This is a genomic window from Candidatus Nitrotoga fabula, from assembly GCF_905221025.1.
GTDB lineage: Bacteria > Pseudomonadota > Gammaproteobacteria > Burkholderiales > Gallionellaceae > Nitrotoga > Nitrotoga fabula.
In genome coordinates, this window is record NZ_CAJNBL010000041.1 from 116,407 (window position 1) to 132,401 (window position 15,995).

Annotated in this window: 12 protein-coding genes; 9 read left to right on the forward strand and 3 right to left on the reverse strand. The window is 49.8% G+C overall.

All coding sequences use genetic code 11. From position 1 onward, the window contains the following. Positions 1-178: 178 nt before the first annotated feature. A complete protein-coding gene (locus KJA68_RS09545; RefSeq protein WP_213036704.1) occupies positions 179-1,006 on the reverse strand; it encodes a class II glutamine amidotransferase in 828 nt (275 codons plus the stop codon). 165 nt (positions 1,007-1,171) lie between these two features. Between KJA68_RS09545 and cysT the strand changes: the two genes are divergently transcribed. The 3 genes from cysT to KJA68_RS09560 are packed head-to-tail and all read left to right on the forward strand — an operon-like array spanning position 1,172 to position 3,932. Then, complete coding sequence (gene cysT / locus KJA68_RS09550) at positions 1,172-2,002, forward strand: sulfate ABC transporter permease subunit CysT (protein WP_213036705.1); 831 nt, start codon at positions 1,172-1,174, stop codon at positions 2,000-2,002. Further along, positions 1,999-2,880 carry a sulfate ABC transporter permease subunit CysW gene (gene cysW, locus KJA68_RS09555; protein ID WP_213036706.1) on the forward strand — a complete coding sequence of 294 codons (882 nt, stop codon included), beginning with the start codon at positions 1,999-2,001 and terminating at the stop codon, positions 2,878-2,880. Before cysT ends, cysW begins: the two co-directional genes overlap by 4 nt. Continuing rightward, the gene (locus KJA68_RS09560) at positions 2,877-3,932 is read left to right on the forward strand and encodes a sulfate/molybdate ABC transporter ATP-binding protein (RefSeq protein WP_213036707.1); all 1,056 of its coding nucleotides are present in this window, start codon (positions 2,877-2,879) and stop codon (positions 3,930-3,932) included. The genes cysW and KJA68_RS09560 overlap by 4 nt, the downstream gene beginning before the upstream one ends. A gap of 37 nt (positions 3,933-3,969) precedes the next feature. Here the strand turns inward: KJA68_RS09560 and KJA68_RS09565 are convergent, their stop codons facing one another. Further along, on the reverse strand, positions 3,970-4,167 hold the full coding sequence (locus KJA68_RS09565; protein WP_213036708.1) for a hypothetical protein: 198 nt from the start codon (positions 4,165-4,167) through the stop codon (positions 3,970-3,972). Here KJA68_RS09565 and KJA68_RS09570 point away from each other — a divergent pair. From KJA68_RS09570 to KJA68_RS09590, 5 genes are all read left to right on the forward strand, one after another. Beyond that, positions 4,158-4,538, forward strand: coding sequence for a hypothetical protein (locus KJA68_RS09570; protein WP_213036709.1), 381 nt, complete (start codon positions 4,158-4,160; stop codon positions 4,536-4,538). The two genes, KJA68_RS09565 and KJA68_RS09570, sit on opposite strands and share 10 nt — an antisense overlap. Before the next feature lie 41 nt (positions 4,539-4,579). After that, on the forward strand, positions 4,580-5,659 hold the full coding sequence (locus KJA68_RS09575; protein WP_213036710.1) for an acyltransferase family protein: 1,080 nt from the start codon (positions 4,580-4,582) through the stop codon (positions 5,657-5,659). Between the two features lie 433 nt (positions 5,660-6,092). Next, positions 6,093-7,868, forward strand: a complete 1,776-nt coding sequence (locus KJA68_RS09580; protein WP_213036711.1) for an NADH-ubiquinone oxidoreductase-F iron-sulfur binding region domain-containing protein — start codon at positions 6,093-6,095, stop codon at positions 7,866-7,868. After that, on the forward strand, positions 7,865-8,689 hold the full coding sequence (locus tag KJA68_RS09585; RefSeq protein ID WP_246487140.1) for a 2Fe-2S iron-sulfur cluster-binding protein: 825 nt from the start codon (positions 7,865-7,867) through the stop codon (positions 8,687-8,689). Before KJA68_RS09580 ends, KJA68_RS09585 begins: the two co-directional genes overlap by 4 nt. Continuing rightward, entirely contained in the window at positions 8,686-9,222 is a 537-nt protein-coding gene (locus tag KJA68_RS09590; RefSeq protein WP_213036712.1) for an NADH-quinone oxidoreductase subunit B family protein, read from the forward strand. The genes KJA68_RS09585 and KJA68_RS09590 overlap by 4 nt, the downstream gene beginning before the upstream one ends. 90 nt (positions 9,223-9,312) lie before the next feature. On the opposite strand, the gene glnE is transcribed toward KJA68_RS09590, so the two are convergent. Further along, positions 9,313-12,018 carry a bifunctional [glutamate--ammonia ligase]-adenylyl-L-tyrosine phosphorylase/[glutamate--ammonia-ligase] adenylyltransferase gene (glnE, locus tag KJA68_RS09595; protein WP_213036713.1) on the reverse strand — a complete coding sequence of 902 codons (2,706 nt, stop codon included), beginning with the start codon at positions 12,016-12,018 and terminating at the stop codon, positions 9,313-9,315. Positions 12,019-12,122: 104 nt separating this feature from the next. On the opposite strand from glnE, the gene KJA68_RS09600 reads away from it, so the two are divergent. Next, entirely contained in the window at positions 12,123-15,995 is a 3,873-nt protein-coding gene (locus KJA68_RS09600; protein ID WP_213036714.1) for a YhdP family protein, read from the forward strand.

Sequence of the window (15,995 nt, forward strand, 5' to 3'; positions counted from 1 at the left end):
GTGGCGGGGATGTGCCTTGTTTTTGACGTATCCGAAAGTGACTACCATGCTTGTCGGGATCGACCCATGTCACGATGTGCGTAAGAAAATGCCCGCCTTGAAGTCGAGATTCGAGCGGCACACCAGTCCGCCCGTGAAACCTGTGGCCCGGAGCGGTTGCAAAGCGACCTCGCTTCGCTTAATCTGGCTTTCGGCACATTTCATCCAACGATTTAACTGGGCTGGGGATCGTTGTCAGTTGAGCTACTGGTTCTCCTTCATAAAACATCCAAAATGTGCCTGGCGTCATTGCCTGCCAAGGCTCGTTATCCGTTAACGGCATAGTGGCGATAATGGCAACGCGATCATTAGGCGTAGTCACGTCACTGAAATTTACGGACACATCTTCATCCTTCAAATGCGCTAAACTAAACGGGCTCTGGCGAATCAGAAAACATAATTCGGTGGAACAATGTACGAACAGGCATTCGCCATTCGATAATAAATAGTTGAAAATTCCCATGCCAGCGAGGAAAGTGGTCAGTTCGTGCAGGGTCGCAAAAAGAACATCGCGCGTTGGCGGATTATCGTTAAAGCGAATTCTCAGATTTTGGAGAAACCAGCAAAATATACGTTCGCTATCTGTATTGCCCACCGGAACAAAGCCGCCGAACAACTCTGGCTGAAACTGCGGCAAATTGCCGTTGTGCGCAAAAACCCAATACTGGCCCCATAATTCGCGCACAAACGGATGAGTGTTTTCCAAAGAAACATGGCCTTGCGTCGCCTTGCGAATATGAGCAATGACATTGAGGGAATGGATAGGATAATTTCGCACCAACTCCGCGATAGGCGATTGCGCAGAAGGTTTGGGGTCTAGAAATAACCGCACCCCTTTGCCTTCGAAAAAAGCAATACCCCATCCATCTGCATGAACCCCGGTTTCCCCACCTCGCTTCCGGAAGCCAGTGAAGGAAAAACAAATGTCCGTTGGGGTATTGCAATTCATGCCAAGCAGCTCACACATTTGTATTCTTCTGACCTTTCCAAAGGTATTGAGTGTATTGCATCTTCACACATTGTGCATATAACAACATATAACAAAAAAATATTTGAATAGCTGAATTAATGATTTCTGATAAATGGCGGGTATCGGTACACTGCCCGGCAAATTCAGCTTAAGGACAAGACAATGTTAAAACTCAAGGAGCATAGTGTACTGCCCGGATTCAATCTGGCGCTGGGTTTCACCCTCCTCTATCTTTCTTTGATCGTACTGATTCCCTTGTCATCACTGTTTTTCAAAACAGCAACGTCAGGCTGGGATAATTTTTGGGAGATAGTCACAAATGAAAGGGTGCTGGCCTCGCTGCGAGTTACATTCTTTTCTTCCCTGATTGCTGCTGCATTGAATGCCATTTTTGGTCTGGTCATCGCGTGGGTGCTGACTCGCTATACGTTTCCCGGGAAACGTCTGATAGACGCGCTGGTAGACCTTCCATTCGCATTGCCTACTGCAGTTGCAGGCATTACCCTCGCTATGCTGTATGCACCCAATGGCTGGATCGGCCATTACTTTGCTGAATATGACATCAAGATTGCCTATACCCCGCTTGGCATAGTCATAGCACTGACCTTCATCGGCTTGCCTTTCGTGGTGCGTACTGTACAACCAGTATTGGAGGAAATGGAATCGGAAGCTGAAGAAGCAGCGGCGTGTCTGGGCGCAAGTCGCTGGAATACGGTTCTGCGGGTTATTTTTCCTTCCATTTATCCTGCCTTGCTGACTGGATTTGCATTGGCTTTCGCACGATCCATTGGGGAATATGGCTCGGTGATTTTTATTGCGGGCAACATGCCGTTCATCTCGGAAATTGCACCTTTGTTGATCGTCGCTAAACTGGAGCAATACGATTATGCTGGTGCAACCGCAATTGCACTTGTAATGCTGCTGATTTCATTCATGCTACTCCTGATCATCAATGGCTTGCAAGGGTGGAGCAACCGTCGGGGTATGAAATGAGGAATTCCAGCCGATTACAGCCAAGCCACATCAAAATCGCTACTTGTGAGCCCAGAATAGTGGCACGAATTCTTATCGCGATTGCACTGTTCTATCTGGCATTATTTCTTGGCCTGCCTTTGTTTGCGGTGTTCTACGAAGCGCTTGGCAAGGGATGGGAATTATATCTGGAAGCATTGCGAGACCCTGATGCAGGGTCGGCGATTGAACTGACCCTAATTGCGGCAGCAATCGCCGTTCCGGCCAATCTGATTTTTGGTGTCGCTGCGGCATGGGCTATTGCGAAATTCGAGTTCCGTGGCAAAAACCTGTTGATCACGTTGATTGATCTGCCCTTTGCCGTCAGTCCCGTAGTGTCTGGCATGATCTATGTCCTTCTGTTTGGTGCACAAGGCTGGCTTGGCCCATGGCTGCAGGAACATGATATTAAGCTGATTTTCGCCGTCCCGGGCATTGTGCTAGTCACGATCTTTGTCACCTTTCCCTTCATTGCCAGGGAGTTAATCCCGCTGATGCAGGCACAGGGCAAGGATGAAGAAGAAGCAGCGGTATCACTGGGCGCTTCTGGCTGGCAAACATTTTGGCGCATCACCGTGCCCAATATCAAATGGGGGCTGCTATATGGGGTCATACTGTGCAACGCCCGCGCGATGGGAGAGTTCGGTGCGGTATCGGTAGTCTCTGGGCATATCCGGGGTATGACCAACACGGTGCCGCTGCATGTCGAGATTCTCTATAACGAATACAACTTTGTTGCTGCATTCAGCGTGGCTTCACTCCTTGCCTTGCTAGCTCTGATTACCTTGCTCGCCAAATCAATAGTCGAATACAGGGTCAGAAAAGATAGCCAGACCATTCCTCACGGAGAAACAGAATGAGCATCACAATTCAAAATTTAAACAAGCAGTTTGGCAATTTTACTGCACTGAACAATATTAATCTGGAGGTCGAAAGCGGAGAGCTGGTTGCGTTACTGGGGCCGTCCGGATGCGGGAAAACCACGCTGTTACGCATCATCGGCGGATTGGATGTACAGAATTCTGGAAACATACTCTTTCACGGGAAAAACATTGCACATCGCAATGCACGCGAGCGCAGTGTCGGATTTGTGTTCCAGCATTACGCCTTGTTCCGGCACATGACATTGTTTGAAAATGTTGCCTTCGGTCTTCGCGTGAAACCAAAAAAGGAACGGCACAACGAAACTGAAATCAAACGCCGTGTACATGAACTGTTGCAACTGGTTCAACTGGACTGGCTTGCCGACCGATACCCGGCACAACTTTCCGGAGGACAACGGCAGCGTGTCGCCCTGGCGCGTGCATTAGCCGTTGAGCCACAGATACTATTACTGGATGAACCGTTTGGAGCACTGGATACCAAGGTACGCAAAGAACTGCGCCGCTGGCTGCGCCGCCTGCATGACGAACTTCACGTCACCAGCGTGTTTGTCACCCATGACCAGGAAGAAGCTCTGGAAGTAGCGGATCGGATCGTAGTAATGAATAAAGGTGAAATTGAACAAGTGGGGTCACCCGATGAAGTATATGCCAATCCTGGTTCTCCATTCGTATATGAATTCATAGGAAATGTAAACTTGTTCCATAGCCGTACACATGCTCTATGGACACACCAACATGGGGACGCCATTGCCTATGTCCGTCCGCACGATATTGAAATAAGCTCCGATCCGCATCCATCTTCCCTGACAGCCATCGTAAAACAGATCCGGGCAATCGGGCCTACCGTCAGACTGGAAACGGCAACCCTGCCGGACGGAGAAATAGTAGAAATCGAGCTGAGTCGCGAGCGTTTCAATGCAACACCGGTAAGTGTAGGAGATAAAGTATTCATTTATCCTCGCCATATCAGGCTGTTTGAAGAAAAAAAGAAGAACCCTGAGTTTTCAGCAATTGCGCATCATTCATGAAACGGTAGCGCAAAACTTCAACTGACATAAGTTGAATTCATGTTGCTGTGGAACAACCTGTAACGATGATTACCGATCCACCGCTACCGTCGAAGAAGACACTGAGAATGGGGGATTCTTGCGTTCTGGAACGGACAAGAATGGATATGGCGTCTGCCCTCGTCGCGATGAGGAACAGCTTCTTGTAGCGATATTCTTCCAGTGGTCGATGGAATTTCCGTCGCTGTGCTGCCACTACTGTACCTCCTTGGCGGCTTGTGCCTCATCACTCTCGGCAAAATTTCTGCTGAGCAAGATGCGAGGCATGCCGCCAAGTTGGCCTTGCAGGTAGCTCTTGCTGATGCCATGGCATGCAATGCATCACAGACACTGGATGGTCAACATGGCGATAACCACTTCGCTCAGGATTTCCTTGGAAAAGTTTTGACCCACTGTCTGACATTAAATCACTGGTATCACGAGAAAAATTTAAAATCCAGGACCGGGAGAAGGGCATGCAGGTTTGAATTCGGTTCGACCGATGACGACCCACGCTTCGTTTTCTTGGTAAGGCAGATTGTAAATGACATGTTATATTTCCAGGGGACGGGCTGCAGCCCGGCTTAAATTGAAAAGTTTTTGAAGAAAACTGAACGATCTAACCTTCCATGAAAAAAAATAATGATTTCCCTTCCAATGGCAATTTACGGTATTTTATTCATCTGGATACCGTACGATGCTATGCGGTATTCATGGTGGTTTTTGCGCATATCTTTCAAATCTGGACATGGAAAGATGCAACTGAATCGCTGTTTCCATTGGGACAGACTGGAGTCGTCTTATTTTTTGTACTAAGCGGATTTCTGATCACTTACATTTTGTTGAAAGAACCGCAACACAAGCCGATAGCGCAATCTTTCAAACAATTCTACATCCGCCGTTCCTTGCGAATTTTTCCTATCTACTATTTGTTTCTTGCCATATGTTACATAGCCAACATCTCTAATGTTAATGATTATGGCTTCATGCTCTGGTTTTATCTTGGCAATTTCTATATCTTCAACCACAATTCCTGGATAGGAGAATACAGCCATTTATGGACACTTGCAGTGGAAGAGCAATTCTATCTGCTGTGGCCTTTTCTAGTCTTGTTTTTACGCACACGGACAAAAGCTCTGCTGATTCTGTTTGTTTCCGTTATCGCACTGGCTTCTCTAGCGCGATTTTATCTATTGTCTGATGGCTTTTCATATACGCAAGCTAAAGTTTTTCCGTTGGCCAATGTGGATTTCTTTGCCTTGGGTGCATTAATAGCTTTAGGCAACATTTACTGCCAACAGACAGTTCGCTCATCAGGTTATCCATTAGTAGTAACTGGTCTAGTACTTTACTACGGCTCATATTACGTATTTGAGAAAATGATTTTCTATATGATTGGACAACTATCAATAGGATTAGTGGCGACCGGAGTCATCATCATCGCACTATTTTCTCAGGCAAAAGAAGGAATTCTGCACAACCGGATGACGGTGCATATAGGAAAAATCAGCTACGGAATCTATCTATATCATAATGCAATTGTGGCTCACTATGCCGAAATCGCCGGCTATTTTGGAATAGATGCAGGAAATTCGTATTATATTAAGATCGTCATATCAGTCTTGTTTACTTTGATCATTGCAGAATTGTCATTTTGGTGTATTGAGAAACCTTGCTTGCGTTTTAAAGACCTTTTCCGATCAGCTTGAAAATCAGAATCTTTACATTTCTTTATCTTTCGTAAATTCAAATATTGAAGTGCAACGTATGATTTGAAGAATACCTGGTTTGGTGTTTGGTATCCAAGGGAATCCATGAACAAGTCAGCCGTCCTGTAAAATGCTCATAAGCCAACGGTAACCTGTATCAGGTCCGGCGAGCGTTACTGGCGTCGGGGGCGCAGTCTGCCCGGAAATATGAAAATCACCGGAAATCCCGGAGCACTGAATGGATGCTTGTTCCCTAACTTCCTTGGTTGCCTGGTCACAAGATTGCCCCTGGAACTGCATTTGGTTCAATTCATGGTAATTGACCGTACAGCGGATGCGAAGGTATGCTTCAAATTGATGGTCCAAAGAATGAGGTGCAATCTTGGGCAATATTTTGATAACAGGCTGTCCGCATTCGGGGAACGATGCCGGCATGCTTCGCCAGATCATTGCCGGAGCCTGCGTGGAGTCGCCTCATTTGTTGCATGTGCTGCATATACTGCAACAGAAATTTTTGCATGTTTCTGAAACTGCCATCCGGGAAGTGTCCGCTATGCTGGCTCTTCCGTACAGTCAGGTGGAGGCTGTGGTGGAGTTCTATTCCTTTTTCCACAAAACCCCGCGTGGAAAATACGATATTCTTTTCAGCAACTGTATCTGTTGCGGGTATCTGGTGGACGGGACGGACCTGATGGCAATGTTTGGCCGGCGGCTGGGTATTGTTGCCGGCAGGACACGCGAAGATGGCCTGGTAAGCATGGATCAAACTTCTTGCATCGGGATGTGTGACCATGGGGCGGCATTGCTGGTCAATGGGATGCCTGTTACCGGACTGGATGGCAGCTTGTTGGAACGCATCGCCATTCTGATTGAAGATCGGGTACCACTGGCAGACTGGCCGTCTGAATGGTTTCAAATTGAAGATTCCATTCGCATGAGCGGCATGTTGCTGGATCACGAGATGCCAAGAGGAGACAGCTTGCGTGCGATGCTTGCGTTTGGCGCAGAAGCGAGCCTGAACGAGATTATTCAGTCGGGTTTGCGTGGTCGTGGTGGTGCAGGGTTCAGCACTGGAATGAAGTGGAAATCCTGCCGTGTAGCTCAGGGTGCCGCGCATTATGTGATATGCAATGCCGATGAGGGAGAGCCTGGCACATTCAAGGATCGTGTGCTGCTTCATCGCTATGCGGACAGTCTGTTTGAAGGCATGACAGTGTGTGCCTATCTGATTGGAGCCAATCTGGGTTATCTGTATCTGCGCGGGGAATATCGCTATCTGCTGCCCCATTTGCAATCTGTGTTGCTGCTGCGTCGAGAAACCAGCCTGCTGGGTACGAATATCTGCAACCAGCCTGGTTTTAGTTTTGATGTCCAGATCGTAGTCGGAGCTGGAGCCTATATCTGCGGAGAGGAATCGGCGCTCATCGAGTCGCTCGAGGGGAAACGCGGGATTCCGCGCGTGCGCCCGCCGTTCCCGGTTTCTCATGGTTATCTTGGCCAGCCAACCGTAGTGAACAATGTTGAGACGTTTGTCGCTGCCGCTTGCGTTGTACAGAAAGGCAGTACCTGGCTCAGAGCAATGGGGGATGAAGTCTCGAAGGGCAGTAAAATCCTGAGTATTAGTGGGAATTGTGCCAGGCCGGGAATTTATGAATATCCGTTTGGAGTTTCTATACGGCAGGTGCTGGAGGACTGTGGGGCTGCGGATACTTATGCGGTGCAGGTCGGGGGACCTTCCGGGGTGCTGATTGGCAGCCCGGAATTTGATCGCAGGCTTGGATACGATGATTTGCCCACGGGGGGTGCGGTGATGGTTTTTGACAAATCACGGGATTTGATGGCGATCCTGGTCAATTTCTCCCGTTTTTTTTCTCATGAGAGCTGTGGTTTCTGCACCCCGTGTCGGGTAGGAACCGTTCTGCTCAGGGACAGACTGGATAAAATCTTCAGTGGGCGTGGTGCGCAGACTGATCTGGAAGAAATACTGCATACCGCCAGGCTGATGAAGCAATATTCTCATTGCGGTTTGGGACAGACCGCGGCGAATCCTGTTCTGGATGGATTGCAGCGTTTTCCGCAGGTGCTGGAGAAGTTTTTGCTGAATCGTGATTTTGAGCCGGATTTGGATCTGGACAAAGCGCTTGCCGAGGGGCGTCGCATTCGTAAGGGTAACGATGGAATTGCATGCGCCGACCGGGGCGGGCAATGATGAAAACGGACAACAGGCAGGATCAGGCTGCCCGGAATACGATTACGATAGACGGACAGGAAATTCCGTTTCAACACGGGCAAACTATCATCGATGCAGCGCTGGAAGCCGGGATTTACATTCCGCATCTGTGTCACCGCTCGGGACTTTCGCCGCATGGGAGTTGCAGGCTTTGCATGGTTGATATTGTCGACCGTAAAGAAACTCTTGGTGATTCTGATCGACGGAGAGAGGGGAAAATACAGGAGGAGACCCGCAGCAGGAGTGTAGCCGCATGCACTATGCCTGCAACGGCCGGACAGTGGATTCGCAATAACACGCCAGAATTGAATGAGGCACGCAAGGTAATTACGCAAATGTTGTTTACAGAAGGGAATCATATCTGCCCATCCTGTGAACATTCTGGGAATTGTACGTTGCAGGCTGTGGCTTATTATCTGGGAATGCTGGATGGGCATTTCCCGCCATTTTTTCCGCGGCGGGACTTGGATGCTTCGCACCCGACCGTTATGCTTGATCGTGACCGTTGCATATTGTGCGAGTTGTGCGTACGTGCCAGTCGCGAGGCGGATGGAAAAAATATGTTTGCGATTGCAGGCAGAGGAACCCGCGCCCGTTTAATCGTGAATTCAGCGAGCGGTATGTTGGCTGACAGCGACATCGAAATGCATGACCTTGCAGTGCATGTGTGTCCGGTAGGTGCGATTCTCATCAAGGAACAAGGCTATCGGGTGCCGATTGGACAACGAACATTCGATCTTCACCAGGTCGAAGAAATCGACCTGGGAAAAACCATACCCCCAGAAATGGGGCAGAAATGACCCGGATCAGGATTGCCACCACCTCGTTGGCAGGTTGTTTTGGTTGTCATATGTCCCTGCTTGACATGGATGAACGGCTGGTTTCCATTCTGGAAAAAGCCGAATTTGACCGTTCCCCGTTTACCGACATCAAGCATTGTGGCTCTTGCGATATCGGTTTGGTAGAGGGCGGAATATGCAATGAGGAAAACGTTCATGTGCTGCGCGAGTTTCGCAAGAACTGCAAAATTCTCATCGCGGTGGGAGCCTGTGCGATCAATGGCGGGGTGCCGGCCTTGCGCAACAGCTTTCAGTTACGGGCGTGCCTGGAAGAGGTTTATTTGCATGGGGAGGGAGTGGAAAATCCACAAATTCCGAATGATGCGGAATTACCATTGCTACTCGATAAGGTGTATCCCATTCACGAAGTAGTGCAAGTTGATTTCTATCTCCCGGGCTGCCCGCCTTCCGCTGACCAGTTTTTCCGAATGTTCAATGATCTGATATCGGGAAATGAGTTTTCACTTCCACGCAAGCTGTTGCATTTTGATTAAATCTGTTTTTGTATCAGCTCGCACAGAATACCGGAAGTTTCCATGAGGATGACAGAGCACCCGGATCGGCTACACTTGCTTTTATTCTTCTCAATCCTGCTCCAGCAGTGCTGCCCAGAGCGCAACCACAGGAGTTGTGTCGATTTCTTTCCTGTCGATACGGCAAGGTGATTGATTGTTCAGTCGCATTTTGTGCTGCAGGGCGCGCAGGATACGGTAGCAGTTGCTGGCAGCTTCCGCCATTTCCATTTTGATTAGTCCCAGTTCGCCAGCTATCTTCAACAGCGCCAGATTTCCCTTGTTTACCGTTAGCTTAGGCTGGGTGTGGGCATGGGCAAGTATCAGAAACTGTACTATGAATTCGATGTCCACCATGCCCCCACGATCATGCTTGATATCGAACAAACCACTGTTGTTGGGATGCGAATCCAGCATTTTTTTCCGCATTGACACAATTTCCTGGCGCAATGTGTTCAGGTCGCGCTGTTTTCGCAATACCTGCTCGCGAATGATTGCGAATTGCCTGCCAATCTGTCCATCTCCGGCACAGAAGCGTGCCCGGGTCAGGGCCTGATGCTCCCATACCCAGGCCTGGTTCTGCTGGTATTCAGTGAATGCCTCTATGGTGCTGACCAAAAGGCCGCTTGCACCATTCGGACGCAGGCGCAAATCTATTTCATACAGCCGTCCTGCTGCTGTATAGCTGCTTATCATGGTATTAATGCGTTGCGCGAGCCGGGCGTAAATTTCTGCTGCGTCCGGATGCGGGTCGTCATATAGAAAAATCAGGTCCAGATCTCCGGCATATCCAAGCTCACGTCCGCCAAGCTTGCCATAGGCAATAATGGCAAATTGTGCCTGGGGCTGGTGTTTTTTTCGCGCATTTTGCCAGCATAGGCGTAGCACTTGCTGCAATATCAAATCGGCCAGGCTGCTTAAATGGTCGCAAAGTAATTCCAGTGGCAACAGACCCTGCAGATCCATTGCAAGCAAATGGAAAATCTGGCCATGCTGAAACTGCCGCAGTAAATCCATCTGACACTCGGTATCGGTGCTGCATTGCTCCAACTGCGCCAGCAATTCGTCATTTCGCGCAGTCCAGTCGGGTGTAAGGTAGATCTCACGGGTATCAAGCAACTCATCCAGCAGAATGGGATGCTGAACCAGATATTCGCAGGCCCATTCACTGGCGCTGGCCAGTCGGACCAGTCGCGGCAAGACTTTTGGATATTCGGCCAGGAATGCAAGATAGGAGGCACGCCTACTGACACTTTCCAGCAAATTCAGAATGCGCGGCAAGGTCTGGTCCCGGTTGTCGGAGCCGGCGCACAGTATGATGAATTGCGGGATCAACTTATCCATACGCTGGCGGCTTGAATCTGGCAATTGGCGGTAACGTGCGCTGTCACGGATCTGCAGCAGCCTTTCCGCCTGGGGCATGCCGTCTGCATACCCCAGGCTCTTCAGACCCATGTTCAATTCTTCACTGGAAATGTTTTCGCGCCAGAGGACGTTAGATTCCGAATCATTTTTTTGCGTACTGAAAATATGGGCAAATTGTTCGCTTACCAGAGCCCGGTGAAGGTTCAGCTGCACCAGCATGGCAGGGTAATCCTGGTAGCCCATGCTTTCTGCAATCAAGGATTGATCCTCGCTTTGTCGGGGAAGATCGTGTGTCTGCTGGTCATCCAGATATTGCAGACGATGTTCCAGATTGCGCAAAAATATATAGGCCGTGCTTAATTTCATTACGATGTCCGGCTCAATCTGGCCGCTTTCGCTGAGCAGATTCAGTACTTGCAAGGTAGGACGAATTCGCAGTCCTGGCTCGCGCCCACCCCGGATCAATTGAAAAACCTGAGCAATGAATTCAATTTCGCGGATGCCGCCTGGCCCCAGTTTGATGTGATTAACCCTGTCCCGGTGCTGAACCTCCTGGCTGATCTGCGCATGCAGCTTGCGCATTGATTCAAATGTTCCGAAATCCAGATACTTACGATAAACAAATGGTTGCACCAGTTTCATCAACTCTTGGGATGCAGGATCATCAGGAGGAGAGATTACCCTAGCCTTGATCCATGCATAGCGTTCCCATTCACGTCCCTGTTCTATCAGATATTCTTCTACCGCGGCGAAGCTCATAACCAGAGGTCCACTGTCCCCATAGGGCCGCAATCGCATGTCGACACGAAACACGTATCCATCAGGGGTAAGGTCGCTGATGAGGGTGATCAGGCGACGCCCCAGGCGGGTAAAGAAATCGTGATTGCTGATTCCCCGTGCTCCATTGCAGGTACCATCTTCCGGATAAGCAAAAATAAGATCAATATCTGAAGATACATTCAATTCCTTGCCGCCCAGCTTTCCCATGCCAATTACCAGCATTTGCTGGGGCGTGCCGCTTAGTCCTCCCACAGGCTGGCCATATTGCTGCACCAGGTTCTGCATGAGAAACGAATGTGCGCGCTGCACGGTCATTTCTGCCAGAGCGGACATGCATGTCATCACTTCGTCCAGGCCAGCCAGGCCGGTCAGATCTCTTGCCAGAAGCTTCAGCATGACACGCTTGCGCAACCAGCGTAATGCATGTGACAGAGAATTTTCGTCCGTGACGGGTTGCGAGTCCAGCCAGGTTGCCATTTCATCACTGGTACAGGGTTGCGGGTACTGCTCGCGCAGCCATGGCAGTAACTCTTTGTCGCTGTCGAGCAGACGCTGCGCAAATCGGCTGCCGCGCAGCGCACATTGCAAGACTTTCTCAAAACTGACTGAACTAAGCTTGATTGCGGTATTCATAGAAGAGGCTAGAGGTTACACTGCTACAATTTCATTATCTACTATAAATTTGCAATGCATGCACTGGATTTTTGCTTGCATGGGCATTGAAATCCTCCCATTTTATGCTGAAAAACAGGGTGCGCACCTCCTGGCGCCAATTTAATCGTGTATCTCGTTTTTTCCTGTCGTGTGCAGTCTTGCTGCTGCTTTTTGCCGGCGGATTGATGCTGGCGTTGCGTTACCTGGTGTTGCCGGATATCGAACGCTATCACGACAGTATTACTTCCATTGCCAGTCAAGTTGCAGGCCAGCCGGTCACCATCGGCAAGATCAAAGCGGATTGGCAGGGTTTGCACCCGCATCTTTTGCTTATTGATGTGCGCATCCTGGACAAGCAGGGAAAAATCATGCTCGCGTTGCAGCAAGTGGATACGGTGGTTTCATGGATGACTGCATTGACCGGCCAGTTACGGCTGCACACCCTGGAAATCACCCGCCCGGATTTGCAGATCAGACGGGACAGGCAGGGAATTCTGTATGTCGCTGGAATGCCCGTGGCAAGTACCCTGCCTGAACAGCCTGTGGATTATGCCCTGGCAGACTGGTTGCTGCACCAGAAGTATATTTCCGTGCGCGAAGCACGTATTTTCTGGATAGATGAGCAGCACACCGGGCTGCCGCTGGCATTAAGTCAGGTGAACATGCTTATTCAGAACAACGGCCAACGTCATAGATTTTCCTTGAGAGCGCAACCTCCGGCGGAGCTTTCAGCGGAAATGGATCTTCGTGGTGAATTTTATGGCTCCAGCTTTGCCAGTTTCAAAGCATGGAGCGGAAAGATGTATGCCGCGCTTGACTATGTTGATGTAACAGCATGGAAGAGCTGGCTTGCCCTGCCTGTTGAAATCCGGCAGGGCAGAGGTGCGCTGCGTGGCTGGCTGGATATAGAGAAAGGAAAATTCAATCAGCTGACTACGGATCTGCTTCTATCGGATGTGCAGGTACAACTGGCCGATGGTTTGCCTTACCTGGAATTGCAAAGACTGCGAGGGCGTGTGGCGTTGCGGGATATGGGCCGCGGCTTTGAAATTACCACGCGCAAACTATCGCTTCAGATGCCAGATGGTCAGGTCATGCCTTCCACCGATTTCAACCTGCATTTTGTGGATGCGGAAGCCGGCCGTCCCGCCAGCGGTACGATCAGCGTGAACCGGCTGGATATGGGCAGTTTTTCCAGGCTGGCGCATTTTCTTCCGCTGACATCGGGCATGAAGCAACGCCTGATTGATTTCGAACCACGGGGGCTGGTTTCTGAGGTGCAGGGAAAATGGCAGGGTGATTTTGAAAACTTGCTGAATTATGGGATACAGGCGCGCTTTGACAAATTATCCATACAGCGTTCTGGAAAAATTCCAGGCTTCAGCAGGCTGAGTGGCCGGGTGGATGGCAATGAAAAACATGGAGTGTTGTCGCTTTATACGCACAATGCCAGGGTAGATGCGCCGCTGATTTTGCCGGAACCTTTGGTTTTTGGCTCACTGATCGGCAATGTCAGCTGGAAAAAGCTGGATCACGGGATGGAATTCAGATTTAACAAATTTTCTGTGGAGAATGCCGATCTTGCCGGGAATTTTTCAGGAAGTTACCAGACCCTTCCCCAAGGACCTGGCCTGATTGATCTGACTGTGCACCTGACTCATGCAGCAATCCGCCATGCAGCGCGATATACGCCATTGATTGCCTTGGATGGCGAAGCCCGCGACTGGCTTCATCATGCCTTGATTGATGGGAAATCAGGTGATTTTAATTTGCGTCTGAAGGGTGACCTGAGAGATTTTCCCTTTGAAGAAAAGCGCAACGGCCTGTTTAAGATCGAGGCGCATGCGTCGGATGTTGTAATCGAATATGCAAACGGATGGCCACGAGTGGAGCGTGCCGATGCTCAGTTGAAGATTCAGGGCCGGCGGCTCGAGGTGATTGCACCAACCGCCATGACGGCTGGCGGACAGTTGCAGAATGTCACTGTGGTTCTTCCGGATATGCTGGGCTCCAGCCTTTTATTGCAGGTTCGGGGAAGTTCATCAGGGGAGACCAGACATGCACTGAACTTTATCCGGCAGAGCCCGGTACGCGGGTATATCGATGGTTTGACCGATAATATTTCTGTGACTGGAACCGGGGAGCTGAATCTACAGCTGGAAATACCGCTGAATGAAGATGCGCCGGCAGTCGTTTCCGGTCGGTACCATTTTCTGGATAACGATGTGAACCTGGGTAAAAACCGGGTGAGCGTGCAGAAAATGAATGGCGATTTGCTGTTCAGTGAGGCAAGCGTACAAACGAAGGATCTTACCGGACAAATTCTTGGAGGACCCGCCACCATTGCATTGCATAGCAGTGACGGTGGCGCTGTGCGTGCCAAGGTCACAGGCCGTTCCAATGTGGATACACTGCGTGATCTGGATCCGCACCCGCATCCCTGGTTGAATTTTCTGCATGGCGGGTTTGATTGGAGTGCGGAGGCTACGGTAGAAAACAAAAAAACCTCTCTGGCATTGACATCGAGCCTCACGGGTCTGGTATCTGATTTGCCTGCACCTTTTGCAAAGCGTGCGAACGAGGCGATTCCGCTGCGTCTGGATATGAACAGGTTACCCGGGCAACAGGATTTGCTATCAGTGCAATATGGAAAGACTCTCAGTGCCAGATTTTTGCGTGCAGAGGAGGGGGAAAGCCAGGTAATCCGGCGTGGCACGATAAAATTTGGCAATGCCGGAAAATGGATGAACAAGGATGGCATCTGGCTGACCGGAAAAATACCAGAAATATCCATCGAAAGCTGGAGAAGGGTGGTTTCCGGGGCAGGAGAATCTGGATTCAATATTTCGGGTGCCGATTTGCTGATCGGGAGGACCAGCGGATATGGTTATGCAGTGGAAGATATGTCTGTCAATGCACGCAGTGTGAATGGTGCGATTGTCGCACTCCTGGCAGCCAGGGATGTGAACGGTGAAGTAAACTGGCATCCGTATGGAAGGGGGAAATTTGCTGTACGCCTGAAAAATCTGAATCTGAAACCCGACCGGGTTACACCCGGGGAAAAAGATTCGGCCCTGGCCAATTCAAATACTTCAAATGAAGTAAGCAATAAAACTGCGGGGATAAATTTGCCCACTTTTGACTGGATGGTTGGCAGCATTACGATGGGTGGCAAAAAGCTGGGCAGGCTGGAATTATTTGGGCAGCAGCGTGATAAAGAATGGGTGCTGGAGCGTTTGGCCATTTCAAACCCGGACGGTGTGCTGGACGCTCATGGAAAATGGCAAGTAACCCCGACAGGGGAACAGACCCAGGTGAGCCTGAAACTGGATATCAGTGATGCTGGAGAAATACTTGGCCGTTTCGGCTATTCCTCTGCCGTGAAAAACGGTAACGGGAAACTGGAGGGGGATTTTTCCTGGGACGGTTCGCCAATGGATTTCAGCTATGCTACGCTGAATGGGAATCTTGCATTGGATACGGAAAATGGTCAGTTCCTGCAAATTAATCCGGGTGTCGGGAAATTGCTCAGCATATTGAGCCTGCAGGCTCTTCCCAAACGCATTTCACTGGATTTCACGGATGTATTCAGCAAGGGTTTCAAATTTGATACCATCAGTGGAATGGCGCAGATCAGAAAGGGAATCCTGTCCAGCAATGACTTCAAGATTTTTGGATCATCTGCCAAAGTCACCATGAAAGGGCAGGTGGATCTGGTACGTGAAACGCAAGACCTGCGGGTGCAAATTCTTCCTACCGTAGGGAACACGGCTTCGTTGTTGAGTGCTTTTGCAGCCGGACCGGCCGTAGGTGTCGGGGTTTATATTGCCAACAAGCTATTGCGTGAGCCACTCGATAAGTTGATGTCATTTGAATACAGTGTCACCGGCTCATGGGTCAATCCAAATGTGGAAAAGCTGGGTGGTACCAATCCTGCTGCCCCCCCGCGGGAATGA

Bases quoted from the DNA above. Each gene is read 5' to 3' on its own strand.
- cysW (WP_213036706.1), top strand. From the start codon at position 1,999: ATGAGGAATTCCAGCCGATTACAGCCAAGCCACATCAAAATCGCTACT.
- KJA68_RS09600 (WP_213036714.1), top strand. From the start codon at position 12,123: ATGCTGAAAAACAGGGTGCGCACCTCCTGGCGCCAATTTAATCGTGTA.
- cysT (WP_213036705.1), top strand. From the start codon at position 1,172: ATGTTAAAACTCAAGGAGCATAGTGTACTGCCCGGATTCAATCTGGCG.
- KJA68_RS09590 (WP_213036712.1), top strand. From the start codon at position 8,686: ATGACCCGGATCAGGATTGCCACCACCTCGTTGGCAGGTTGTTTTGGT.
- KJA68_RS09545 (WP_213036704.1), bottom strand. From the start codon at position 1,006: ATGTGTGAGCTGCTTGGCATGAATTGCAATACCCCAACGGACATTTGT.
- KJA68_RS09560 (WP_213036707.1), top strand. From the start codon at position 2,877: ATGAGCATCACAATTCAAAATTTAAACAAGCAGTTTGGCAATTTTACT.
- KJA68_RS09580 (WP_213036711.1), top strand. From the start codon at position 6,093: ATGCTTCGCCAGATCATTGCCGGAGCCTGCGTGGAGTCGCCTCATTTG.
- KJA68_RS09585 (WP_246487140.1), top strand. From the start codon at position 7,865: ATGATGAAAACGGACAACAGGCAGGATCAGGCTGCCCGGAATACGATT.
- KJA68_RS09575 (WP_213036710.1), top strand. From the start codon at position 4,580: ATGAAAAAAAATAATGATTTCCCTTCCAATGGCAATTTACGGTATTTT.
- glnE (WP_213036713.1), bottom strand. From the start codon at position 12,018: ATGAATACCGCAATCAAGCTTAGTTCAGTCAGTTTTGAGAAAGTCTTG.